The sequence below is a fragment of the Campylobacter concisus genome (genome assembly GCF_002092845.1).
In the GTDB taxonomy this organism is placed as follows: domain Bacteria; phylum Campylobacterota; class Campylobacteria; order Campylobacterales; family Campylobacteraceae; genus Campylobacter_A; species Campylobacter_A concisus_AQ.
Genome location: NZ_LVXF01000004.1, coordinates 25309 through 50709 on the forward strand (window position 1 = coordinate 25309; position 25401 = coordinate 50709).

Consider the following 25401-nt stretch of genomic DNA (forward strand, 5'->3'; position numbering starts at 1 on the left):
TTCCTAATCCAAATTTTCTTTTAAAAATTTAATGTTTTTTCTAATATCAGCTTCGCTTTTACTTAGCTGCTCTTGCTCACTTTCATTTATATTTAGCTCTAAAATTTCTTTTAAGCCATCACGTCCAAGCCTTACTAGCCTTCCGCAACTTAGCTCATCATCAAGAAGCACGCTAGCACTTAAAATTTCATCACTCTTGCCCATGATCGCTTCACACATTTTCACAACTGCAGCCGCTGGTGCGTAGTAAGCTGAAGTACCAAGGAGCTTAACAATCTTTGCGCCACCTGTGCTTGTCTCTTTTTTAAGAATTGCTAGCTCATTTTCGTTTAAGCTTTCGCTAATGTTACTAGCAGATACGATCATCTCGTCGTTGTGAGCGCCAATTATCTTTGTCTTTAGCTCTTTTGCATCTTTATCTTTTAGAAGCGCTAGCTCATATCTGCATCTTGCACCATCAAGCTCACCAGCCATGCCGATCACTTTATTTTTGCTAAAACCACTAAATTTATGAGCCGTCCAGACCATCACATCAAGCGGATTTGTCACGACGATTATCACCGCATTTGGTGCAAATTTTGCGATATTTTGAGCTGTTTGTTTTACAACAACGGCATTTTTAAGAAGCAAGTCCTCTCTTGTTTGACCCTCTTTTCTTGGGCTTCCAGCAGTTACCACTACGATATCACTGCCCTCTATTAGCATAAAATCATCGCCACCACAAACGATAGTTTTTGCGTTAAAAACGCAGCTTGACTGCGCTAGATCGATAGCCTTTGCGCGTGCCACGTCACCAAATATATCCACAAGCGCGATCTCATCGCAAACTTCCCTCATACAAAGCGCATAAGCTATGCTCGCACCGACGTTTCCAGCTCCAACTATACTTATTTTCATTTTCTCATCCTATTATTTGATTTAAAATTTTACTTGGTCTCATGACCTCATTTGCCCTCACTTCATCTGGCAAATAACATCCGCCAAATTCCACGCTTGCACCATCATTTTGTCTTAACTCTTTTAAAATCTCATTCTCATTTTTCTCTAGCTCGTCTACTAAATTTTCAAAAATTTTGCTTAAAATCCCGCCACTTTTTGACATTTCTCTTGCCCAAAATAGTACCAGATAAAAGTGCGATTCTCTGGTATCAAGAGTGGCATTTGGCGTTTTGTTTTCGTCCAAATAGCTAGCAACCGCTCTATTTAGCGCATCACTTAGCTCTTTTGCCTCTTTTTTTTGCTTAGCAAATGCCAAATGCTCGAGCGAAGCACTGAGCGCTAAAAACTCGCCTAAGCTATCCCAAAGCAGGTGATTTCTCTCTTTTAGTTCTTTTACAAGCGTCGGAGCTGTCCCGCCAGCACCAGTCTCAAACATCGCTCCACCAGCAAGTAGTGGCACAACTGAGAGCATTTTTGAGCTGCCACCTAGCTCAAAGATCGGGAAAAGATCGGTTAAATAGTCTCTTAAAACGTTACCAGTTACGCTTATAACGTTTTTGCCAGCTCTTATCAAGCTAAGCGTTTTTGTAGTTGCTTGCTCGTAGTTTAAAATTTCAAATTTTACGCTAGCGCTAGCAAATTTTTCTTTATTTTTTTCAAATTTAGCTATCAAATTTCTATCATGAGCACGGCTACTATCTAGCCAAAAAATAAGCTCATCTTTTGAGATTTCGCCTCTTTTTAAAGCAAGCTCGAACCACGCATTTATTGCGTCGTCTTTAGCCTGCGTCATCCTAAAAATGTCGCCACTTTTAACACTAAATTTAAAGACGCTCTTGCCCGCTTCGTCAAAAACTACAAATTCTCCGTCCTCTTTTGCGATGAAAGTCTTATCGTGACTGCCATATTCCTCGGCCTTTTTAGCCATTAACCCCACGTTTGCTACGCTACCGATCTTGCTCACATCAAGCGCGCCATGCTCCTTAAAGTCCGCCACACAAGCCTCATAAACCCTAGCGTATGTTCTATCTGGGATCATGCAAAGCGAGAAATTTAGCTCGCCGCTTCTATCTTTTACCTTGCCAGAGCTTCTAATGAGTGCTGGCACGGAGGCGTCTATTATGACGTCATTTGGTACGTCAAAATTGCTAGCATTTTCATTTAACGCCCAAATTTTTGCCTTTTTGCTCAAAATTTCATCAAATTTAGCCAAAATTTCATCTTTGTTTTTAAGCTGCGAAATTTTAGAAAACATATCTTTTAGGCCATTTTTTGCCTCCACGCCGTGAGTTTTAAACTCATTGCCAAACAGCTCAAAAACCTCTTTAAAATAGCTCTTTATCGCGTGAGCAAAGATGACTGGATCGCTAACTTTCATCATCGTGCATTTTAGGTGCAGACTCAAGGTCAAATTCTCTTTTTTTGCCTCATCAAAGCAGTTTTCATAAAATTTATCTAGCTCATCTACGCTTAAATATGTAACATCTACGATCTCGCCACTTTGTACGGCAAGCTCTTTTAAAAGCTCTTTTTTGCCCTCTTTACTTATGAAATTTACATAAAATTTCTCATCTTTATTAGCGATAATTGAGCGCTCATTCTCATAAAAATCGCCCTTTTGCATGTAGCAAATTTTTGTCTTATTTGTCTTGTCCCAGTCGCCGTTGCTGTGAGGATGCTTTTTGGCAAATTCTTTAACCGGAGGCAAGACTCTTCTATCTGAGTTTCCTTGCCTAAGCACTGGATTTACCGCGCTGCCAAGCACTTTTTGGTATTTTTTAGTAACCTCTTCGTCGTAGTCTGTGATGATCTCATCTGGATAAAAAGGCACATTTATTCCCTTGCTTCTAAGCTCCTCTATCGCTGCTTTTAGCTGAACAAGCGTGGCTGAAATGTTTGGCAGTTTTATGATATTTGCCTCTTTGTGAGCGGTCAGTTCGCCCAAAAGCTCTAGCTCATCGGCCTTATTTAGTCCAAGCTCTTTGCTAAAAAGAGATAAAATTCTCCCAGCTAAGCTAATATCGGCCCTTGTTATGCTAATGTCAGCACGTGATAAAAAGCTCTTTACGATAGGAAAAAGAGAGTAGCTTGCAAAAAGCGGTGCTTCGTCAGTTTTGGTCCAGATAATGTCACTCATTTTAGCCCTTTTAGTTTTTTTAAAATTTATCACTTTCTTTATTAAATCTCGTTGTATTTTAGGCATTTGCTGCAAATTCTAGCTCTATTTTCCTATATTTTGGTTGTGCTCGCTTAAGGTTTTTGAAAAAATATGCTTTTTCGCCTTTTTATCAAGCACAAAGTATAAATAATCGCTCTTTGCAGGGTTTATCGCTGCTTTGATCGCACTTATCGAGACCGAGCAGACTGGACTTGGTGGAATGCCGTCGTTTAGATAGGTATTAAACTCGCTCATATCGCTTCTTATGCGCTCAGCCGTGATCACATCATGCGAATAAATTCCGTAGTTTAATGTGCCGTCCATTTGCAGCCTCATGCCTTTATTTAGGCGGTTATAAATGACTGATGCGACAAGTGGCATCTCAGCATCATTTGCCGCTTCTTTTTGGATGATCGAAGCGATCGTTAAAATTTTAAACCATTTTTTCTCGTTGTATTCGCCAAAAATTTTATTGCTGATCTCGCTTTGAGCCTTTCTTGATGAATTTACAAGATAAAAAGCAAGGTGCCTTTCGCTGATACCTATTGGGATTTTGTATGTATTTGGCATCAAAAAGCCATCACTCACTGGAGCAAGGGCGTTATATTCGCTATTTAGCTTAACTGGATCAAGTCCTAGCTGGGCGGCGATATGGTTTAAAAAAACGATAGTCGTTTCGCCTGGTATTAGCGTTATCTCGGTTAAAGCCGCTTTTGATTTTGCAAGTTTTTTTAAAAAATCAACCCTTGAAATTTTATCTTGACCGATCTCTATCCAGCCAGATTGTGGAGAGCCGATAAAAAGTATAGCGTACTTGTCTATCACGCTTAAGTTAAAGTTGCGATTAGCTAAATAAGATATAATCTCGCCCACACTTCCCTTTGGTATAAAAACGACCTTGCTTGTGTTTATAGGGCGTGCCAAATAGACAAAAACACTTAGGAAAATGATGGCTACGATATCAAAAAAAATGTCTAAATATGGCTTTTTCATAAAATTTTTTATCATCTTGATTCTTTCATTTATCTTACTTTTAAAATACGGCATAAAAATTAACGATTTCGAGTTTTACGGCGTAAAATTGGAGCAATTATATATAAAATTAGATAAAAAAATAATTGCAAGAGCAAAGCATATAAAGCTCCCAAATTTTAAGAAAGAGAGCAAACAAAAAAGCAGCGATGAGCGCCTTTTAAATCTTAGTAAAAGTGTAGATTTTATAGATACGATTTTTCAAGAAATTTCACTTGAAAATGTGCAAATAGGAGATGATTTTAAACTAAAAATTCTATTTTTAGATGATATATTTTTTGTTGATAGCCCTTATTTAAACGTGGATATAAAATTCCAAAACGAACAGCAAGACGGAATAGATCTTTTTAGCGTTAGAAATTTAAGCTTTAAGGATTTTAACGTCAGCATTAGCGGCGAAGGGAGTGCAGATTTTGATAAAAATGACTATAAATTTGAAGGAAATTTTACCTCTCATGAGCTGCACGGTAAGCTAAATTTTGCTCTAAAAGATACATTTTTAACTTACAAAGCTTATGATGTCGAGGCTGGAAGTATCAAAAACTTCATTGACGAGCTTGACAGACGCATAGAGCTAAATAGTGAAGTTAAAAACTGGATATATGGATACATCGTTGCTGATGATTACGAGCTTAAAGAGATAAATGGTAAGGCTGATCTAGCTAAAAATAACTTTTATCTAAATGATCTAAATGCCACCGCAAATACTAAAAATTTGCTCGTTAAATTTGAAAAAGGCTTGCCAGCCGTAAATGTAGGTGAGGCAAATATCACGCTTAAAAACTCAAAGCTTAAATTTGATCTTATTTCGCCTATTTACAAGGGCAAAAAGCTTGATGGCTCAAGCGTTGTGATAAATAATATCTTTGATGAAAAAAGCGCAAATTTAGAGCTTTTTATAAAGACAAAATCGATCTATGATGAAGCTATAAATGAGATATTAAAAGCTTATAAAATCATCGTGCCAGTAAGGCAGCTTAGCGGAAAAATGGATGCTAGCTTAAAAATTTTAATAAAACTAGACGAGAAAAGCTTAGAAAATTTTGATGAAAAAAGCGTCATTGCAAATGGGGAATTTAAGCTAAGTGATGCGGTTTTAGAGATTGCTGGAAGTAAATTTAATACCAAAAATGCTCTCGTAAAGCTTATAAATACGACAAATTTAAGCATCGATGCTACTGGCTTTGGGCTTGAGTTTTTTAAGGCAAATGCCAAGGCTGATATAAATTTACAAAAAAGTACTGGCGAGATAAAAGGTGTGATAGAAAGCTTTGATCTAAAAGAGAAAAATGATGAAATTTTAGCATTTAAAAATGAGCCATTTAGCGCATTTTTGGACTTTAGCAAGGCTGGTGAAACTTTACTTAAGATAGAGCCATTTGGGCTTGATATGAGCTTTGGCAGTGAAAGTAAAATATCAACAAAAAATAGTAAATTTTTCATAGAGAGCTCGCCTGTTTTAAAGCAAAACGGTGTGCGTGGTTTTGATGAACTTAGTATAAAAAGCAAGGATTTTACTGATCTTGAAATTTTTGCTAAAGAGGTAAACTTTGACTTGCCGTTTTTAGATAAAAATGGCTCAAAATATGAAAACGATGATCTTAAAATTTTAGTCTCAAAAGCTGGTGTGAAGGTAGATAGTGCAAGTAAAAAGCTAAGCCTAGACATAAAAGAAAAAGCCATAAACGTAAAAACTAAAGATCTAAATTTGCTAGTGCTTGACGATAACAAAACCAGCGAGCAAAGCACGCCGCTTGAGCTTTTAGCAAAAAATGGCGATATCATTTTAAGGGATCTAAACAAGACCTTGCCATTTACCAGCTTTAGCGCCGAGAAAAAGGGCAAAAGCACCTCGCTAAATGGGCTGGCGCAGCAAGGAAGAGTTGGCTATTTTAACGATGAAAAGAGTATAAATTTAGACGCAACCGACATAAGCGGAGAATTTATCAACGACCTTTTTGGCATCAAGAGCTTTGAAGGCGGTAAATTTCGCCTAAAAATGCTTGGAGAAAACTCGAAGAATTTCAAGGCAGAGGTGAGATTTTTTGATACTTTTTTAAAGGATTATATCTTTTATCAAAGGCTACTTAGCTTTTTAAACTCGGTTCCATCGCTTCTTAGCTTTAAAACACCTGACTTTAATGACAAGGGCTTTACCGTTAAAAATGGTAAAATTTTACTCACCAGAAATGGCGATATGATCGAGTTTTTGGCAATCGAGATGATAGGAACAAGTGCTGATATCGGCGGGCGTGGCACGATCGATCTAAAGAGTAAAAAAATAAACATCGATCTTGAGCTAAAGCTACTAAAAGACGCTAGCAGTATCATTGATAAAATTCCACTGGTAAATCAAATAATCCTTGGCAAGGACCGCTCGCTCTCAACCGTCATCGCCATACGTGGCACTACCAATAAGCCTGAGTACTCGACGCAGATCCTGCAAGACGCCCTGCTCTCGCCACTAAAGATAATAAGGAACGTGATTCAGGCTCCGTTTTTGATATTTGAGTAGTTTAAATCTACAAAGCACGAAAATTATAGAAAAATTATTGGCTGCTTCTAAAGCCAAGAGAGTGGTGCTCATTTTTGATTATCTATACTAACCTAGGTTCGTAAAGTGCGTAATGCTTAAATTTTACTAGTCAAAAGATATCAAAAGCTAAAGATCAAGGTTTTGATAGCTATTTTTTTGATACTAGTGCTATTAAAATATTTAAATAAAAACATAAAATTTTACATATAAAAATATGTAAAATTTACTTCATCTCAAGGCGCATCAGATACATATCCTCGCCGTCAGTCACCTTTAAATTTTGACTTTTACACTTTGGACAGGTGAAGTCATTTTCATTAAGCTCTCCGCCAAATCCGCAATCCAAACACTCAATAACCACAGCTTGCAAATTTATCACAAGCTCGGCGTTTTCGCAGATCGTGCCAGCCTTATAAACATCAAATGCACTCTGCAAATAATGAGGCTCCACTCCGCTTAAACGGCCAACTTTTATCTCGATCTTGCTTATCTCTTTAGCATTTTCTTTGGCGGCATTTTTCTCGCAAAGGCTGACTAAATTTTGAACGATACTAAGCTCGTGCATTAGCAAATCCTTGGTAGTAGCTCGCCCTTTGGCGGCTCGAGAAATCTTCTTGATTTATAGGCGTTTTCGATGATGACACGCTCGTTTTTAGCTTCCATTACTTCGCCTATTATCATCGCATTTTTATCAAATTCTCTTAAAATTTTAAGTGCATCCTCGGCCTGGCTCTCATCAACTGCTATCACAAAAGTGCCCTCATTTGCAAGCTCATAAGGCTCAAATCCAAATAGCTCACAAACGCCCATCACTTCGTCTGCGACCTTGATATTTTCTTCAAAAACTAAGATGTCAAATTTAGCAAATTTGGCCCATTCATTTAGCACTGCGCTTAGTCCACCTCTAGTCGCATCACGCATGCACTGCGGTTTTATACCAGCGCTAAATAGCTTTAAGGCAACCTCTTTTAGGCTCTTGCAGTCACTTTTCAGATCAAGCCCAAGCTCAAATTCTTCTCTTGCTGCAAGCACCACGCCGCCGTGTCTGCCAACATCTCCAGAGATTAAAATTTTTGCCCCTGCTTTTAAATTTTTAAGCTCCACGCCTTCGCAAACTATCTCGCCGATGCCTGCTGTGTTTATAAAAATTTTATCGCATTTGCCCTTTGGTACGACCTTTGTATCGCCACAAACTACGCTCACTCCACTCTCTTTACAAGTTTTTGCAAGCGAGCCAAGCACGTGCTCAAGCTCCTCTATGCTAAGTCCCTCTTCGATGATTAGCGAGCAGCTTAGGTATTTTGCGCTCGCTCCAACCATTGCTAGGTCGTTTATCGTGCCGCAAGCCGCGATCTTACCGATGTCGCCACCATTAAAAAAAATGGGAGTTACCACAAAGCTATCAGAGCTAAATGCGATCTTGCCGTTTAAATTTAGTATCGCTGAGTCGTTGCTCTGCCTTAAAATTTCGTTATCAAAAATTTTAAATATCGTCTCGTTTATAAGCGAGTTCATCTCCTCGCCGCCACCGCCGTGGCTTAGCATTATCTTTTTCATTAAATTCCTTAACCAACTCTTGCGTATTTAAAATATGCCGCACAAGCGCCCTCGCTTGAGACCATGCACGATCCTATCGGATTTTGTGGGTTGCAAACCTTGCCAAAGACCTTGCAATCAGTCGGCTTTGCTAGCCCTCTTAAAATTTGCCCACAAATGCAAGCCTTGCTCTCGCCAGCACTCTCTACGCTGCAGTCAAACTGCACTCTAGCGTCAAGATAGGCAAACTCATCTTTTAGTTTCATGCCACTTTGCGCTATCTCGCCAAGACCTCTCCAAACAAAGTCGCACGGCTCAAAATACTTAGCGATGAGCTCTTTTGCCTTGAGGTTGCCCTCTTCTTTGACCGCCCTTGCGTACTCGTTATAGACTTCATAAGTGCCTGCGTTTTGCTGACGGACTAAATTTAGCACACTTGCCATGATGTCAAGCGGCTCAAAACCGCTAATGGCGATGGGTCTTTTAAATTCGCTTGCTAGCTCTTTATAAATTTTACTTCCAGTAATGACGCTTACGTGACTTGGACCCAAAAATGCGTCTATCCTCACGTTTTCATCGCTCATTATGGCTCTAACTGGGGCTGGAACAGTTACGTGATTTATATGAAAGTATAAATTTTTAATGTCCTGCTGAAGTACTTTTTCAACTAAATTTGCGCTCATCGGAGTCGTCGTCTCAAAACCGATCGCAAAAAATATGACCTTTTTGTCTGGATTTTGCTTAGCGATATTTAGCGCATCAAGTGGCGTGTAAAGTGCTCTTATGTCGTGCTCTTCTCCGCGAAGCTTTTGCAAGCTTGTCTTTGAGCCAGGCACTCTTAGCATGTCAGCTAGCGTACAAAAGATCACATTATCCATGCTAGCTAGCTTACAGGCCTCATCTATGCGGCTCTTTGGCATCACGCAGACTGGACAGCCTGGGCCATGGACGAAATTTATATGCTCTCCAACTAAGCTTGGCAGTGCAAATTTCATAATGCTATGCGTGTGACCACCGCAAATTTCCATGATATTTAGGGGCTTTGTGCTCTCTTTTTGTATCAGTTTTGAAAGGGCAAGGATTAAATTTTTATCGCGAAAGTCATTGATAAGATCCATCAAATTTTCCCCGCATTCATATCATCAGCGATCTTTTGATAGACCTCTAAGCTTTCAAGCGCAAACTGCGTATCGATCTTTTGCATGGCGTATCCAACGTGGATTAGCACGTATTCGCCAACTTTTACCTCTTCAGAGATTAGATCTAGGCTTACCTTTCTAGTAACGCCCAAAGTCTCAACGGTAGCTACGTTGTTTTCATCTATTTCTATTACTTTTGAAGGGATTGAAAGACACATTATCTTAGCTCTTTTTTAAATTCCAAATAACTTATCCATTTATCGATGCCCTCGCCTGTTTTGCTATCTACCACAAAGATATCGACCTTTGGATTTAGCTTTCTAGCGTCGTTTTTCACTCGCTCGATGTCAAAGTCAAAGTGTGGCGCAAGCGAAGCTTTTGTGATGAGAAGTACGTCAGCAGCCCTAAACATCACTGGATATTTGCTGACCTTATCATCGCCCTCTGGCACTGAAAGAAGCACAGCGTTAAAGTGTGAGCCAACGTCGTAGCTTGCAGGACAGACTAAATTTCCAACATTTTCTATAAAGACTAGATCAAGCTCATTTAGTGGCAGGTGATGAAGCCCTTCATGCACCATAAATGCGTCCAAGTGACAGGTCTGACCTGTACTTATCTGATGAGCCTTTGCGCCAGCTTTTACTATGCGATCAGCATCTTGATTTGTCTCTAAATCGCCCTCAACAACGCCTATTTTAAATTTACCAGCCTTTATTGTAGCCTCTAAAAGCGTCGTCTTACCAGCGCCTGGGCTACTCATCAAATTTACACAAAGTATCTTTTTCTCATCAAGATGCGCTCTGTTGTGGGCGGCCTCTTTGTCATTTTCAGAGAGAATTTTCTCTATCACGTCTATGGTTTTACTCTCGTTTAGCACAGGGTGTGCGTGAGTCTCGTGACTGTGTTCATGTGCGTCATGAGCGTGGTCCGTATGCCCATCATGAGTGTGTGGGTGCGAGTGAGTGGTGCCATCAGCGTGAGTGTGGGCGTGGGCGTGATTACCCATTGAACAACCGCAATCTTTACACATTTTTTCATCCTTTTTTATTAATTTATGGAGATTTTAACTCTTAAATTTAAAAATAAAATTAAAATTTAGGAGTTTTTGCAAATAGATCAAAATTAATTAATTTATTTAAATTTTTATTTAAATTTAAAAATATAAATGAAATTTGCACAAGAATTTTGACTAAATTTACTTTACTCTTTTTGCCTAATCTCATCCAACTTATCAAAATTTTCATCACCGAGTAGTTTTTTGCTATTTTTTTGGGCATTCTTTTGGATTATTAGATCCTTTAATCTAGCCTTGCCATTATCCATCACCATCAAAATCGCATACGCATGAACATCCTCTTCTCTCATTTCATCTTCGGTATTAGCTGCACTATCAGGCGACATATAAAAGTGCTCTATGCCGTATTTTACGAGCGAGTAGCCATCATATCTACCAGCTAAAAACACTCCATTTTCTGGCTTGCTTATACTAAATTTAGCAAAGCTATAAGTGCCATTAATATCTGGCTTTAAAACAGCATAAACTCTAGCCCCATCTCTTACTCTATCATCGTATTGGTCGATATAGCGGTTATCTTCATCATTTTCGTCAAAATTTCTTGAGTGAAAATTTGAAAATTCATAGTTTAAATCAACATAGTTTCCGCGAAAAAGATCTCTTGGATCATAAAGATTAACCCTTACTCTTACCTCTTGCCCAAAATAAAGTGGCATAAGCGCGTAGCCAAGCATAATGCCAATAAGCAAAATTTGAAAAACTACAGCTACTATTAAGACTTTTATCTTCATTTTTTACGTCCTTTTCTAGCAACAACTAGCACTATGAAAGCAAACACCATAAATAGCGCCGTAGCACCAATATAATCGCCTATTAGCTGGAAATACCTCACGGCTGCAACCAAAAATATCATACAAAGACCAAGTTTTAACTCACCCTTTTTGATAAGAACCGCAGCTGTTATGATATTTGCGAGCGAAAAAAATATATTTGCGTAGCCAGGCCCGTAGCTAAAGACAAATGGCAACGACACGAGCAGTGCCCCAAGTAGCAAACCACTCTTGTTTTTTTCTTTAAAAAATAGTGCAAAATAAGCAACACTAAATAGAATAAAAGCAAAGCCAAAATTGCTCTTAAAAAACGACTTCACAAACCAAAGCTCTTCATCTCCAACTTCAAATAAATTTCTTTCTTCAAATAAAAATAGACAAAATAACAACACAAAAACGCCAAAATTTTTACCAAATTCTTTCGTAAATGCGCCAAGCCCTACTCTAAATTTATCTAGTAGCGGCGAAATACTAATAAGCAAAAGTGCATAAGATAGCGATACGATCGCAACCATCGGAAGTCCAAACAAAAATCCATAATCAAATATCGCCCTAAAACCGCTAATGTAGCCGCAAAATGAAATGATATATATAAAAATATCTATAAAAAGCACAAAAGCAAGCCATTTTGAATCGTCTTTGTAAAGCGTATATGCGCCAAGTGCTATAAAAATGATAAAGCCAAAGCCAAAATCACCCTGATAAGCTATCATAAAAAACCAAACTGTCGCAAAAATAAGACTTTGGGCTACCAATACACCTTTCTTACTAGTAAAAGAAACCGCAAACGCTCCGATACTCCAAAGCAAGATACCGCCGCTTGGCTCATCGCTAATGTTATAAATTTGAGCAATAAGAGCAATCGCCGCACCAAAGCAGAAATTTCCCAGAAAAAACATCGCCGTTGATAGATTTTCCTTTCCCTTTGCGAGATAGTAAATTCCACCAAAATTTACAAGTCCGAGTACAAATAACACAAGTGCTAAACGCCCTAGTCTTGGTATCTCTTCCCAGTTTGCACCAACGAGCGTAAAAAAGGCTAGTGCAAAAAATAGATATGCTACGAGCTTTAGGACAAAACTTATCTTGTCACTATGAGCGTCAGGATCGATGTCATATAAATTTGCTATTTTTATAGCGGTCTCTTTATCGACTATTCCGTCACTTTGCCACCGATCCAGCTCTTTTGTTAGAAAAATTCTATTTAAAAAGTTCATTATTCACACTCTCTTTTATAAGATATACAAAACACCAAATTTCTAACCAGTGTCTTAAATGCCGTATCTATATCCATTGACACTGCCTTAGTCTTTCAACAAAAAATATAATTGTGATTTAAAATATAAAAAAATACAGAAGCTAAAATGCCACCGATGATAAAAATTTTTAGCAAGGTAGCTTGGGTCAGACTCCTAAGCTTTGCTTTAAAAATTTCTCGCTTAAGTCTAAACCCAAGTAAAAAGAAAAAAACGGCCATCAAACTATCATTTACCAAAAGGATAAGGGGCTTTTGTATCGGCGATCTGCCAAAATTTAGCCTTGTATCGATTTGTAAAAATGAGTTATAAAAACTGCTTAAAAAAATATTTTCAAAGATAAATGTCGCTAAAGCAACGGCGATAAGAAAGATACCACCGCTAGCTTCACCTATAAAAAAATCCCAAAAATTCCTAAAACCCATAAAGACCCTTAAAAAACTAAAACCTAGGAATAGCTGCCCTTGTGAGTTTAGAAAATTTTACACCCTTTAAGCCGGCGATCCTTTCAGCAAAGCGTTCAATTTTGCTAGCCTCGCCTCTTATTGAAATCGTTTCTAAGCAGTTATGGTGATCGACATGAACATGGTTTGTACAGATGATTTTCACATCAGAGCTATGCTCTATATCCATCTTTTTATTCACCAAATCGTTGTGATGATGCATATAAATGAGCGTCAAAACCCCGATCAACTCCTCACTAGCGTCCTTCCAGCTATCACTTACGATCTTTTCGCGTATTAAATCCCTCGTAAATTCGCTCCTAGAAGCGTAGCCTTGTTCGCTAACCTTTTTATCTAGTTCGTCTAGTAACTGACTAGGTAAAGAAACACTAAAACGTATAACACTATCCATTTTCTGCTCCTTTCTCGTTTGATTACCGTTTATAATCATTATACATCACTTATTAGAAAATGTGGATAAATAATAATAAATTTGCCCTAAATTTACGTTAGAATCGTTGCTACAGAATTTTTTATTGACATAAAATTTCAAATTTACTTTAGTAAATTTTTTGTAAATAAGTTCGAGTAAAGTCTTATTTTGAAAAACTCCACCGCTTAGTAAAATTTCCATTTTTTCTTTTTTTGAAATTTCAAAAATAATATCAGCCAAGCCATTTATAAATGCCGTTGCAGCCACTCTTGGCTCATCTTTTAAAGCACTTTTAAAAGCATCTTTAAAGCCGATAACTCCGTCATTTAAACTAAATTTGTAACACACATCTAAATTTTTATCATAAAGTGCTTCAAGTCTCATACCACTCTCGCCCTCAAAACTCGAGTGAAAAAGCCCACAAATAATCGCCCCAAATGCGTCAAATATCCTACCAACTGAGCTAGTCTTTACTAAGTTTAACTCTTTTTGCTCCATTTTTTTAAAATTTGCAAGCATTTTTTCATCAAAATTTACTAAAAATTTACCAGCTCCGTCCTCAAGAGAGTATTTTAAAATAATAGAATATGCGATTAGATAAATATTTTTGATGCTGTTTTCGCCCCCAAATAGGCTAAATTCATCAAAATGATAAACTCGCTCGTAACTCTTTTTATCTAGTCTAAAGACCTCGCCACCCCAAATTTTGCCATCTTCCCCGTATCCAGTGCCGTCAAAACAAAAGCCAAGGTACTTTTTATCTGCTAGATTGTTTTCAAAGATCACGCTTAGCAAATGCGCGTAGTGGTGCTGCAAATGAACTAGCTCAAAGCCCTGATCCTTTGCCCATTTTGTATTTAAAAAATTTGGATGCAAATCGGCTATGACCTTCTCGATTTTTAGGTTATAAGTCGCTTCAAAAAGGGTGAAAATGTCCTTAAACCTATCAAAAGTCGCCACGTTTTTTAGATCACCGATATACGGGCTAATCATCAAAAGCCCGTCTTTATAAATACAAAATGAGCTTTTTAGCTCCGCTCCAAGGGCTAAAAATGTCCCTTTTTGCTTGAAATTTGTATGAATGAAATTTGGATTTAGCCCACGGCTCGTCCTTGTAAAAATCACTTCATCGCCAACGCGAAATGCGATACTATCGTCACTTGGCGAGTAAATTTCTCGGTCGTGATCAAGATAAAAATCTATGACATCACCTAGTTTTTCTCTTAGCTCACTCTCGTCTTTTATGACAACTTCGCCTGAGATATTTGCGCTAGTTGCGATGATGTCGTGTTCTAAATAGTCAAACAACAAAAGATGTATGCCACTAAATGCGAGCATAACGCCAAGCTTATTTAAATTTGGTGCGACGCTTTTTGCGATATTTGAGCCATTTTTTGCTTCAAGCAAGACGATCGGCTTTAAATTTGAGCTAAGAAGCTTCGCCTCTGCTTCTGAAATTTGCGCTATTTTTCTAGCGTTTTGTAAATTTTTACTCATCAGAGCAAAGGGCTTGCTTGGGCGGTGTTTTCTAGCTCTTAGTTCGCAAACTGCGGCTTCATTTGTCGCGTCGCAGACTAGATGAAAGCCACCAAGCCCTTTAATGGCTAAAATTTTGCCTTCGTTTATGAGTTTAGCCGCCTCTTTTGCCGATTCGTTCCCACTAGCCAAGACTTTGCCAAATTTATCTTTTAGATAGAGTTTTGGTCCGCAGTTTGGGCAAGATATCGGCTCTGCATGATAGCGGCGGTTAAGCGGGTCTTTGTATTCGCTCTCGCAAAATTTACACATTTTAAACTCGTTCATCGTCGTATTTACCCTATCATAAGGCAATGCTTTGATGATCGAAAATCTCGGTCCGCAGTTAGTGCAGTTTATAAATGGGTATTTGTAGCGTGGATTTGTGGAGTCATAAAACTCGCGCAAGCAGTCGTCACAAAGTGCGTAATCAGGCAAAATAGGCGCTTGTTTGGTCGCTCTCTTTGAAGCGATGATCTCAAGCTTTTCATAAATTTTATCTATCTTAAATTTCTTTAGCTCATCGATCCTAGCAATGGCTGGCAGCTTCTCATAAAGCTCCTTTTCAAAAGCCAAAAAGCTAGCCTCATCACCGCTAAAATTTAGCTTCACGCCCTCATCGTCGTTGTAAATTTCACCAACGAGCTTAAATTTGTGTGCCAAAGTATAGACAAAAGGTCTAAAGCCCACACCTTGAACTAAGCCCTTGATCTCATATCTAAAGCTTGATCTCAACGCCAAATCCGGGGTCAAAATTTGTTTTTATATTTGGGTTTAGGTGCTTTTTTATCAAGTTGCTAACTACCTTATTATAAAATAAATTCCCGCTTAAAGTAACATTTTTGATGTGAAATTTATCTCGTTTTTCATAGCTAAAATCGCTCAAAAAATGCGCCAAAGACTCGGTGCAACCAAAGCTGATGTTTTTCTCTCCAGCGCCAGCAAGGACAAACGAAATGATACTTTTTACAAACTTAACCCCGTCTAAACCAAAGTCATCTTTCATCTTATAATCGATCCTAACACCCTTTTGACCGCTAAAATCGCTTGCCATAAGAAGCAAATTCTCCCCTGCTTTTTTAAACTCATCACTTAAGCCAAGTATGCACCCAGCTATGCAAAATAACGAGAAAAAGCTAGCGTTTGAGCTAAATTTACCACTTGGCAAAGTATGCTCTTTACTGAAGTTTTCAAGTAGCCTTTCGCCGCCCTCATCGGCTCTTATGAGCTCGTAAATTTCTTCAAAGCTACTAAATTTTGGCAAAAATAGAAGCTGCGTTTTGCTTGATTTTGAAAGCAGGCAAATTTCGTCATCGCTAAATTTGCTAAATTTTAGCCCCAAAGCTATATCACCAAAATTACTAAGCTCAAATTCCTCGTTTTTTGCATAGAAAAATGGGCTTAAAACTGCGCTACTTTCAAGCAAAGATAGTCTTGAAAGAGCATTTTTTTGCTCCTTTACCTTAATGCTTAAAAAGCTAAAATTTTCTTTATTTAGCTGTTCGCAAACGGCGTAAAGAAAAAGATCATTTGGTGCCATTACGTCAAAAAATAGCGACGCGTCCTCGTGATTTTGCCTATAAATGGCTGTTGTCTTTAGTGCCAAAAGTGGCTTTTCAAAGCTAGCTAAAAATGTCAAAGCTCTATCATCGGCAATAAAAATTTTTGGTAGCTGCTTTAAATTTACAGGCATCAAGAAATTTGCGTCAAAATTTACGCCAAGAGAAATTTCATATAAATTTTTATCTTGCTCTACGCAAACGCCCTTGCCGTTTTTTAATAAATTTAGGCAGATTTTAAGCTTTTCATTAAAATTACCAAGCGTTATCTCACCCTCAAATTTACTCTCACATAGCACGCCACTTTCATTTAAGATAGCCTTTTCGCTAGCCAAAAAGGCACTCGCTTGAGTCGGAGTTAGGCCGCCAAATTTTATCTCATTTATCTTGCTATCTTCGTCAAGCTCACTTGCAGCCAAGACTTCACTGTGCTTTATAAAAAGACTAAATGGCAAGAGCGCGCTTGCTCTATTTGCTACGCTCTCAAGCTCACTGGCATTACCACTTACCTTTAGACAAATTTCATCATCTTTGCACTTTAGACTATGAGCTAGATCGCCAGCAAGCAAGCGCAAAAATGGCACTAGAAACGAAGCGTCCTTGTGGCAAGTAAATTTAAAAGCAAGTATCATTTTAAACCTTTTTTAGCGTATTCATCAACGATATCATTTAGGGTGAAATTTGCTACTTTTTCACACTTAAAATCAAGCTCTTTTAAATGATCAAGCAGCGTTTTTTCTAAAATTGTAGAAGCGTTTATAACCTCATCTGAGAGGCTAAAATTTGATGATTCTATGCGGCTAGGCACGATGCCTAAGATTTTAGTCGTAGGCCTATCGCCTGCAAGCTCCATTAGATGAAGGGTCTGGAGCATCTCTATCTCGTGAGCCGAGCCGTCCCAGCTGATGAAATTTGGTACATTTAGAAAATCAAAAAAATAAACATCGCCCACGCTTGCGCCATTTGCGCTAATGCAATCAACGACGATAAGATAGTCAAATTCGCTTATTATGTGAGTTAGGGCGAGGGCTAAAGTGCCCCCGTCCATTAGAGTAAGCTCGTTTTTAGAACTTGTAAATTTATAGTTTTTAGTCATCAAATTTACAAAATGAACACCTATGCCCTCATCGGCAAACATCACGTTACCGATACCAAGAACCAGCACTCTCATCAGTGTTCTTTTACAAATTTATAGCCACTAACGATAGCGTCCATCGCTCCATTTTTGCCTTTAACAGCGTTAAATACTGCCATATAAACATGAATCGGCACAAATATCATAATGACCCACATACAAATTCTATGTATCGTCCTAACATTTGCTAGTCCGCCCATAAGCTCTTCAAAAAACCTAGCTGGCTCATAAAGCGCTCCGCCAAGTCCCTCATGATAAACATGAACATAAAGCACAAGACCACTTAGGCAAATAAGAGTCAAAATAAGATAAAAGAAAAAGTATGAGGCAAACTGCAAAGGATTATAAACGCCCCTTAAATGCGGATGTGGCCCCATAAAAAGATAGTATTTGATCTGCGCGATCCAAATTTTTGGATTTAGAAAATCAACCACACTCATCCACTCTTTTTTGCTGTGTTTATCAAAGACAAATAGATAAAATTTAAAGATAAACGCCGCTATTAGCACAAAGCCAGCGATCTGATGAGCCATACGCCACTTTGCTTGCATAAAATTTGTAGGCTCGCTCGTTATCTCTGGACTCACAAAAACGTACGAGATATAGTAGCCACTCACAACTAAAAGTGTGATCGCTGCAAATCTAATCCAGTGTGTCAGCCTAACGCCGATGGAGAATTCGTATTCGCTGATCCTGTCAGCATTTTTATGTGACATATTCTCTCCTTACAAATTTGGATTTATCTTATAAGTACTCAAATCATTTCCCTTTGTATCCATAACATGCACAGCGCATGCGATGCAAGGATCATAAGAGTGAATTTTTCGTATTATCTCAAGTGGCTTTGAAAGATCAGCGATCTTTAAACCAACTAAGCACGCTTCGTAGCTTCCCATTTGATTTTGTGCGTCTTTTGGAGAGGCGTTCCATGTGCTTGGCACGACTGCTTGCCAGTTTGTGATAACACCATCTTTTATGCGGCACCAGTGGCTAAGCGCACCTCTTGGGGCATTGCCTTGGAAATTTCCTTTGTACTCTTTTTTGTTATCGATTACATATTTTGCGCAGGTCTCTTGATCTGATTTTAAATTTTCTACCAAGGCATTAAATGCATCCATTGTATGCTCTGCAACTACTTTTGCCTCAAGCATACGAGTAGCGGTTCTGCCTAGAGTTGAGAAAACTGCGCTTAGTGGCAAGCCACTCTTTGACAAGAACTCATCAACTACTTTTTTAACTCTCTCGTTGCCTCTAGCGTAGTTTATAACGATACTTGCTATTGGACCCACTTGCATAGGCAAGCCATCATATCTTGGTGCTTTGATCCAGCTGTATTTGCCTTTTGTATCAAAAAGTTTACTATGGGCTAGTTTGCCCTCGGCGTCTATGCTTTCGCCATCAACAAGGCCAGTGTAGTTTGCCTCAGTCTCGCCATCATATGGATGAAGAGCTTTGTCGTTTTTATACCAAGACCTAGTAGCCTCTTCAGTGATTTTATTTTCATCGATATCATAAACCTTGTTAAGATCGCCATTTAAGATATAGCCACCTTTAAATAGATGATCATTTTTACCAATCAAAAACTCATCGTAGCAAAGTAAATTTGCCACACCAACATCGTTTAGAACGCTTGGCTCATTACCATAAGCTTTAGCTGCCATCAAGATATCTGGATAGTAAGCTCTATCTACAAATTCTTTAATCTCAGCAAATTTGCTCATATATTCGCCCATTCTAGCTGGATCCATAAGGTCCATCACGCAAGTCACACCGCCAACTGTTAGGCTTTGTGGATGTGGGTTTTTAGCACCAAAGATAGCCATCATCTGAGCTGCTGTTCTTTGAATCCTTAAGCACTCTAAGTAGTGTGAGAGGACGATTAAATTTTGCTCTGGCGTAAATTTATATGTACTATGTCCCCAGTATGCGTTGGCAAATGGTCCAAGGTTGCCCTTTTTAACAAAGGCTTCAACTCTCTCTTTTACCTCTTTTAGCTTGTCAGCTCCTGTGGCAAATGGCAAATCAGTGTATTTAAACGCCTCTTCGCTAGCTTTATGTACGTCTGCGCTTAGTGCGGAGACTACGTCCGCCCAGTCCATGCCGTGGAGCTGATAAAAGTGCACGATGTGATCGTGAAGATATAAAGCTGCATTCATAAGCGTTCTAGTTAGCTCTGCATTTAATGGAGGCTTGATACCAAGGGCATTTTCAACTGCGATGATGCCTGCTCTATAGTGTGAGTATGTACAAACGCCACAAATTCTTTGCATGAAAAAGCCAGCATCTCTTGGGTCTCTGCCTTTTACGATCTGCTCTAAGCCACGCCAAAGAGTTGAGCCAGAATACGCCTCTTTTACGATATTATTTTCATCTACAACAACTTCTATTCTTAAGTGTCCCTCGATACGTGTTATAGGGTCTATTACTATTCTTTTTTCACTCATTTTTTCGCCTTATTCTTTATCTTTACTCATAGAAGCTATGACAGCGTGAGCTGCTATGCCAATGCCTGTAAGAGCTAAAATTCCAATGCCAACTTTGTCGCTGACATTATCAGCTCCAAGACCTAAAACAGTATCAAAGAGTCTATCTGCCATAGGCTCTTCAAATGGTCCCATCGTATCCCAAAAGTCTGGCTCTGAGCAGCCTATACAGCCGTGACCTGCTTGAACTGGCCACGATGTGTGCTGGTTAAATCTCTCGCGTGAGCAGTTATTAAATGTATATGGACCTTTGCAACCTACTTTGTATAAGCAGTAGCCATTTTTTGCGCCTTCATCACCGAAGTTTTGGACAAACTCGCCAGCGTCAAAGTGACCACGTCTTTCGCAAAGATCGTGAATTCTTAAGCCATAAGCCCATTTTGGTCTATTGTAAACATCAAGTGCTGGAAGTGTGCCAAAAAGCAAGAAGTGAAGCACGTTGCCAACGATATTTTTCTCACTTGGTGGACAGCCCGCAACATTAATAACTGGTTTATCAGTTACCTTTGAAAGTCCCACTGAATTTGATGGATTTGGCCTTGCAGCTTGAATGCCACCAAAGCTAGAACAGGTGCCGATCGCAAAGATAGCAGCTGCGTCTTTTGAAGCATTCACAGCATGTGTTTTACCTGTTGTGCCATGAGGTCCAACTGTTAGAAAATTTTCAGTCGCACCAGTTGGGATACCGCCCTCAACTAGCAGGATGTATCTGCCTTTGTATTTTTCGATCGCACTCTCTAAATTTTCTTCAGCCTGCCAACCAGAGGCTGCCATGATAGTTTCGTGGTATTCAAGACTTATGTAGTCAAATATAAGACTATCTATGCTTGGAGCATCGGTTCTTAGTAAGCTCTCGCTACAGCCTGTGCATTCTGCCATATGAAGCCATATCACAGGAAGCCTATCGCTAAGCTCAGCAGCACGAGCAACCATCGGTGTCATCGCACTTGGTAGAGCCATAAAAGCTGTCATCGCACCAGCCCACTTCATAAAATCACGCCTCGTAAAGCCCTTCTCTTTTAAAAGCTGCGCAATACTCGAGTCGCTTTTCATCTTAGGCAACGCACTAAGCTCACTTAAGCGTCTATCTATCTTTTGACGCAAGTCATTATTCATATAAGCTCCTTTGCTTGAAAATTTTACTTTTGTTAATAATATCTTTGTTTAAAGAAGTAAAAAATTATTTTATAAAATTAGTATTTATAATTAAATAAATTTTAACTAAAAAATTTAAAATCCCTTTTTTGCGATATATTTTCAAAATATAAAAAATAATATTTTGAAAAATTTTATTTTGTTTTGATGAATTTTCAATATTTTAAGTACATTATTCTGAAAGTAAATATCAATTATAATTTTTAATAATTTTTAAAAATTTAGCATATTTAAGGCGAGAGAAATTTTTGAGATATGAATTTTTAAAAGCCCAAATGGATGAAATTTAGGCTTTTAAAGTTGCATTAAAATGGCCAGATAGCCTCCATAAGCCTTGTGCCCCAAGGTTTTTTGGTAGATTTGTCTAGCTCGCCCTCTGTTTTATACAAAATTTTAGCATCAGCTATGTATTTTGAGTCGATTTCATTGTTTTGTGAGATGTCGTAAGGCCTGATAACGCCACTTACTTGCATGATCTGCTTTTCGCCGTTTATAAGTAGCTCGCGGCTACCTTCTATGAAATAGTTGCCGTTATTTAGTATTTTTATGATCCTGGCTGAAATGGTTGCGGTAAATTTCTCGCTTCTGTTGCTCGTGCCACTTCCTGTAAATTTATTGCCACCGCCTGCTTTAAAGCCGATATCGCCGTATTTGTTTAGATTATCAGCCACAGTTGAAAGCGGTGCAGCCCCAGCTGTGAAAACACCGCCACCAAGCGAAATGGTGCTATCTTTGTTGGTACTTTTGCTACCAGTTGAAGTTTGGCTTGCATTTTCTGAGATGACGATAGTCACGATATCATTTACATTCATCGCTTTTCTATCTGAAAAAAGAGGATTCTCGCCCTTACCAAAGAGGCTGCCGGCGTTGCTTTGACCGCTGCCACTATCTTTTGAAGGGAGTTGCTCGACATAAACTGGGGGTTTCATATTGATATGAGGATCAGCACTTGGTGTGCAGCCAGTGCAAATAATGCCCGCAGATAAGACGAGCCAAATCGTTTTATGGTTCATAAAAAATGCCTTAAAATAAGTATCTTTGTGCTAAAATTAAGCAATTTAAGTTCCTAAAAAGGTCGCAAATGAAAAGTTGTTACGTTTTTACAGACAAAAATTTAGCACATCTGCAAGAAATTATAGCTACAAAATTCAAAAAAGTTGAGATTTTTAAGATAATCCCAGATGAAAACGATAAAAATAACTTAATAAATTCAAATGAAAAAGAATTTTTTCTAAAATTTATTGATAAATTTGAAGAGCTAAAAGCCAAAAGCGACTTTGTCATAGTTCTTGGCTGTGAGGACTTTAGCGTCTTTGGCAAAAGCGAGCTAAATTTAAAACTAGCCAGAAATTTAAACGCTCCAATTTTTGACGAAAACGCAAGCGAGCTAAAAGCGCTAAATCCAAACTCAAAGCTTCTAATCACCGATAAGATCGATGAAATTTTAAACTATCAAACCCAGATCGTCACTCCTTTTAAATTTCAAAGCTTGCTTCTAAAAAGAGCTAAAGCGGCAAACAAGACCGTCGTTTTACCAGAGAGCGACGATGAGAGAATTTTAAAAGCGGCTCATATCGTACTAGAAAAAGACGCGGCAAATATAATCTTGCTAGGACTTGAAAATGAAATTTCAAAAAAAGCGGCCGCTTTGGGGCTAAATTTAAGCAAAGCCAAAGTGATCAATCCAGAACAAAACGAGCTAACAAATGAATTTGCAAAGAAAATTTATGAGCTTAGAAAACATAAAGGCGTGGATGAAGGCAAGGCAAATACGCTTGCAAAAGATAAAATTTACTTTGCTACGATGCTAATTCATGAAGGCTTAGCCGATGCCTTGGTAAGCGGCGCTACGATGAGCACGGCTGATACGATCCGCCCAGCCTTGCAAATAATAAAAACAAAGCCAAGTGTAAGCGTGGTAAGTGGGGCATTTTTCATGGCACTTGAAGAAGAAATTTTGCTCTTTGCTGACTGCGCCGTCACGCCAAATCCAAGCGCAGATGAGCTAGCTAGTATCACGCTAAGTAGTGCTCAAACAGCAAGTGCCTTTGGTATTAGTCCAAAGATCGCTATGCTAAGCTACTCTACGGCTGATAGTGGAAGTGGGCCTGATGTAGAATTTATAAAAGAGGCTGCTAAAAAGGCGAGCGAGCTTGATGCAAATTTAAAAATAGCTGCGCCTATTCAGTTTGATGCGGCAGTTGATCTAAGCGTGGCTAGTAAAAAAATGCCAAACTCTGATGTGGCTGGGCATGTAAATGTCTTTATCTTTCCAAATTTAAACTGCGGAAATATCTGTTATAAAGCAGTTCAGCGAAGTGCAAACGCCCTAGCTGTGGGTCCGATACTTCAAGGATTAAAAAAGCCAGTTAATGACCTAAGCCGCGGTTGCCTCGTTGAAGACGTGGTAAATACTATCTTAATCAGCGCCATACAAGCAGGAGAATAATATGAGAATTTTGGTTTTAAACTCGGGTAGTAGCTCAATAAAATTTCAACTTTTTGCAATGGATACCAAAACCAGTCTAGCAAGCGGTCTAGTCGAGCAAATCGGTAGCTCCAGCTCAAGAGCGGTACTAAAAGCAAATGGCGAAACCTACGAGATAAAACGCTTTATAAAAGACCACCATGACGGACTTGAGGCGATGAACGAGCTCTTTGTTACATCACACACCTTGCACGATCTAAGCGAGCTTGATGGCATCGGACACAGGATAGTTCACGGCGGCGAGAGCTTTTTTAGCTCAATGATCGTTGATGAAAGTGTCATCAAAAAGATCGAGGAGATAAGTCCGCTTGCCCCACTTCACAATCCAGGGCATCTTGCTGGCATTAAAAACGCGATGAAAGAGAGCAAAAATGTGCCTCACGTGGTCGTTTTTGACACGGTATTTCATCAAAGCATGCCAGAGTACGCTTACCGCTACGCTCTACCTTATGACGTTTGCAAGACTCATCACATCAGAAAATACGGCTTTCATGGCACATCACATAGATATGTTTGTAAGCAAGCGGCCAAAATGCTTGGCATAGAATTTGATAAATTTAACGCTATCTCGCTTCACTTAGGCAACGGCGCCTCAGCCTGTGCAGTACAAAATGGCAAAAGTATCGATACCTCGATGGGACTTAGCCCACTTGAAGGGCTCATAATGGGTACAAGAAGCGGCGATATGGATCCAGCTGTGGTCATTTACTTGCTAAATATCGGCGTTTTAAAGTGGAATGAGATCGATAACTTTTTAAATAAAAAGAGCGGACTTTTTGGAATTTGTGGCTCAAGCGACATGAGAGAGGTTGTAGCTAAAATGCAAAACGACGAGCGAGCAAAGCTTGCTTTTGAGATGTTTTGCTACCGAGTGAAAAAATATATTGGCTCATATTACGCCATTTTAGGACGCGTTGATGCACTTATATTTACTGGCGGTATCGGCGAAAATGCACCAAATACAAGGCAAAAAATTTGTGATGAACTAAAGCATCTTGGCATTCACATAAATCACGATCTAAATTTCCAAGACATGCGAGACGAGAGATGCATAGACGGGGATGACGCTAAGATAAAAACGCTCATCATACCAACAAACGAAGAGCTAGAAATCGCAATAGAAACGGCTAGAGTAATAAAAGAGAACAAAGCCAAATAAATAGATGTTTAAAATAAAATGATTAATTTGTGTTTTGCCAAACTCAACATATAAATTTTAAGTCTAGCTCATTTTAAAATAGAATTAGCATTTTTAGGCTACGATATAAAAAGCTTTTGCGATTTTAAGCTCGCAAAAGCTTGCAATCAATTTTTCTTAAAAAATCTCAAAATTTTTGCTTGGAGTTTAAACTGATCTGAAAGCTCCATTATTGGATAAGCTCCGGCGTATTTTTTGCCGCCAGACAGGTCTTTGCTAACGCCTCCACGTGCAGCGATCTGCGCGAAGTCACCCACTTTTACATGACCAGCTGAGCCGCTTTGTCCGCCCATAACGACGTTTCTGCCTAGTACTGTTGAGCCAGCAAGGCCAGTTTGTGAGACGATTAGGCAGCCATTTCCAAGCTCGCAGTTGTGGCCTATTTGAACGAGATTGTCTATCTTTGTGTAGTTTGCGATCATCGTGCTTTCAAAAACGCCACGATCTATAGTCGTGCAAGCACCGATCTCGACAAAATCGCCTAAAACCACATTGCCATTGTGGTAAATTTTCACATGCTCACCAGTTTTTGTATGCGCATAGCCAAAGCC

At 38.9% G+C, this 25401-nt stretch carries 22 protein-coding genes and 1 pseudogene; 3 read left to right on the forward strand and 20 right to left on the reverse strand.

From position 1 onward, the window contains the following. Positions 1 to 3: 3 nt before the first annotated feature. From A3854_RS02125 to mltG, 3 genes are all read right to left on the reverse strand, one after another. A complete protein-coding gene (locus A3854_RS02125) occupies positions 4 to 897 on the reverse strand; it encodes a lactate/malate family dehydrogenase (protein ID WP_084041124.1) in 894 nt (297 codons plus the stop codon). Between the two features lie 4 nt (positions 898 to 901). Next, a complete protein-coding gene (locus tag A3854_RS02130) occupies positions 902 to 3076 on the reverse strand; it encodes an NADP-dependent isocitrate dehydrogenase (RefSeq protein WP_084041142.1) in 2175 nt (724 codons plus the stop codon). 84 nt (positions 3077 to 3160) lie between these two features. Beyond that, positions 3161 to 4105: an endolytic transglycosylase MltG gene (gene mltG, locus A3854_RS02135; RefSeq protein ID WP_084041125.1), complete on the reverse strand. Its 945-nt coding sequence runs from the start codon at positions 4103 to 4105 to the stop codon at positions 3161 to 3163. A gap of 73 nt (positions 4106 to 4178) precedes the next feature. Between mltG and A3854_RS02140 the strand changes: the two genes are divergently transcribed. Further along, positions 4179 to 6644, forward strand: a complete 2466-nt coding sequence (locus tag A3854_RS02140; protein ID WP_084041143.1) for a YhdP family protein — start codon at positions 4179 to 4181, stop codon at positions 6642 to 6644. 244 nt (positions 6645 to 6888) lie between these two features. Here A3854_RS02140 and hypA read toward each other — a convergent pair whose 3' ends face one another. The 16 genes from hypA to flgH all read right to left on the reverse strand — a co-directional run bounded on the left by hypA (position 6889) and on the right by flgH (position 22177). Then, complete coding sequence (gene hypA / locus A3854_RS02145; RefSeq protein WP_084041126.1) at positions 6889 to 7230, reverse strand: hydrogenase maturation nickel metallochaperone HypA; 342 nt, start codon at positions 7228 to 7230, stop codon at positions 6889 to 6891. Beyond that, a complete protein-coding gene (hypE, locus tag A3854_RS02150; RefSeq protein ID WP_084041127.1) occupies positions 7230 to 8222 on the reverse strand; it encodes a hydrogenase expression/formation protein HypE in 993 nt (330 codons plus the stop codon). Before hypE ends, hypA begins: the two co-directional genes overlap by 1 nt. A gap of 8 nt (positions 8223 to 8230) precedes the next feature. Beyond that, positions 8231 to 9319, reverse strand: coding sequence for a hydrogenase formation protein HypD (hypD, locus tag A3854_RS02155; protein ID WP_084041128.1), 1089 nt, complete (start codon positions 9317 to 9319; stop codon positions 8231 to 8233). After that, the gene (locus tag A3854_RS02160; protein WP_054196671.1) at positions 9319 to 9558 is read right to left on the reverse strand and encodes a HypC/HybG/HupF family hydrogenase formation chaperone; all 240 of its coding nucleotides are present in this window, start codon (positions 9556 to 9558) and stop codon (positions 9319 to 9321) included. The genes hypD and A3854_RS02160 overlap by 1 nt, the downstream gene beginning before the upstream one ends. Next, entirely contained in the window at positions 9558 to 10370 is an 813-nt protein-coding gene (gene hypB, locus A3854_RS02165) for a hydrogenase nickel incorporation protein HypB (protein WP_084041129.1), read from the reverse strand. The genes A3854_RS02160 and hypB overlap by 1 nt, the downstream gene beginning before the upstream one ends. A gap of 170 nt (positions 10371 to 10540) precedes the next feature. Beyond that, positions 10541 to 11146, reverse strand: a complete 606-nt coding sequence (locus A3854_RS02170; RefSeq protein WP_084041130.1) for a GDYXXLXY domain-containing protein — start codon at positions 11144 to 11146, stop codon at positions 10541 to 10543. Next, positions 11143 to 12402, reverse strand: coding sequence for a DUF2157 domain-containing protein (locus A3854_RS02175; RefSeq protein ID WP_084041131.1), 1260 nt, complete (start codon positions 12400 to 12402; stop codon positions 11143 to 11145). Before A3854_RS02175 ends, A3854_RS02170 begins: the two co-directional genes overlap by 4 nt. 95 nt (positions 12403 to 12497) lie before the next feature. Beyond that, the gene (locus tag A3854_RS02180; protein ID WP_084041132.1) at positions 12498 to 12866 is read right to left on the reverse strand and encodes a Na+/H+ antiporter NhaA; all 369 of its coding nucleotides are present in this window, start codon (positions 12864 to 12866) and stop codon (positions 12498 to 12500) included. A gap of 16 nt (positions 12867 to 12882) precedes the next feature. Then, positions 12883 to 13296 (reverse strand): nickel-responsive transcriptional regulator NikR, encoded by a 414-nt coding sequence (gene nikR / locus A3854_RS02185; protein ID WP_084041133.1) that lies wholly within the window; start codon positions 13294 to 13296, stop codon positions 12883 to 12885. A 45-nt stretch (positions 13297 to 13341) separates the two neighbouring features. Beyond that, a complete protein-coding gene (gene hypF / locus A3854_RS02190) occupies positions 13342 to 15567 on the reverse strand; it encodes a carbamoyltransferase HypF (RefSeq protein ID WP_084041134.1) in 2226 nt (741 codons plus the stop codon). Further along, entirely contained in the window at positions 15551 to 17023 is a 1473-nt protein-coding gene (locus tag A3854_RS02195; protein WP_084041135.1) for a hypothetical protein, read from the reverse strand. Before A3854_RS02195 ends, hypF begins: the two co-directional genes overlap by 17 nt. Beyond that, entirely contained in the window at positions 17020 to 17562 is a 543-nt protein-coding gene (locus A3854_RS02200) for a HyaD/HybD family hydrogenase maturation endopeptidase (protein WP_084041136.1), read from the reverse strand. Before A3854_RS02200 ends, A3854_RS02195 begins: the two co-directional genes overlap by 4 nt. Further along, positions 17562 to 18242 (reverse strand): Ni/Fe-hydrogenase, b-type cytochrome subunit, encoded by a 681-nt coding sequence (gene cybH, locus A3854_RS02205; RefSeq protein ID WP_021091370.1) that lies wholly within the window; start codon positions 18240 to 18242, stop codon positions 17562 to 17564. Before cybH ends, A3854_RS02200 begins: the two co-directional genes overlap by 1 nt. Before the next feature lie 9 nt (positions 18243 to 18251). After that, entirely contained in the window at positions 18252 to 19970 is a 1719-nt protein-coding gene (locus A3854_RS02210) for a nickel-dependent hydrogenase large subunit (RefSeq protein ID WP_084041137.1), read from the reverse strand. Between the two features lie 9 nt (positions 19971 to 19979). After that, a complete protein-coding gene (locus A3854_RS02215; protein ID WP_084041138.1) occupies positions 19980 to 21125 on the reverse strand; it encodes a hydrogenase small subunit in 1146 nt (381 codons plus the stop codon). Positions 21126 to 21469: 344 nt separating this feature from the next. Then, positions 21470 to 22177 (reverse strand): flagellar basal body L-ring protein FlgH, encoded by a 708-nt coding sequence (gene flgH, locus A3854_RS02220; RefSeq protein ID WP_084041139.1) that lies wholly within the window; start codon positions 22175 to 22177, stop codon positions 21470 to 21472. A 68-nt stretch (positions 22178 to 22245) separates the two neighbouring features. Between flgH and pta the strand changes: the two genes are divergently transcribed. Together pta and A3854_RS02230 are read left to right on the forward strand one after the other, a co-directional pair. Continuing rightward, positions 22246 to 23613, forward strand: coding sequence for a phosphate acetyltransferase (gene pta / locus A3854_RS02225; protein ID WP_084041140.1), 1368 nt, complete (start codon positions 22246 to 22248; stop codon positions 23611 to 23613). A 1-nt stretch (position 23614) separates the two neighbouring features. Next, the gene (locus A3854_RS02230) at positions 23615 to 24811 is read left to right on the forward strand and encodes an acetate kinase (protein WP_084041141.1); all 1197 of its coding nucleotides are present in this window, start codon (positions 23615 to 23617) and stop codon (positions 24809 to 24811) included. A gap of 146 nt (positions 24812 to 24957) precedes the next feature. Here the strand turns inward: A3854_RS02230 and A3854_RS02235 are convergent. Continuing rightward, a pseudogene (locus tag A3854_RS02235) lies at positions 24958 to 25401 on the reverse strand (UDP-3-O-(3-hydroxymyristoyl)glucosamine N-acyltransferase); the annotation flags it as partial.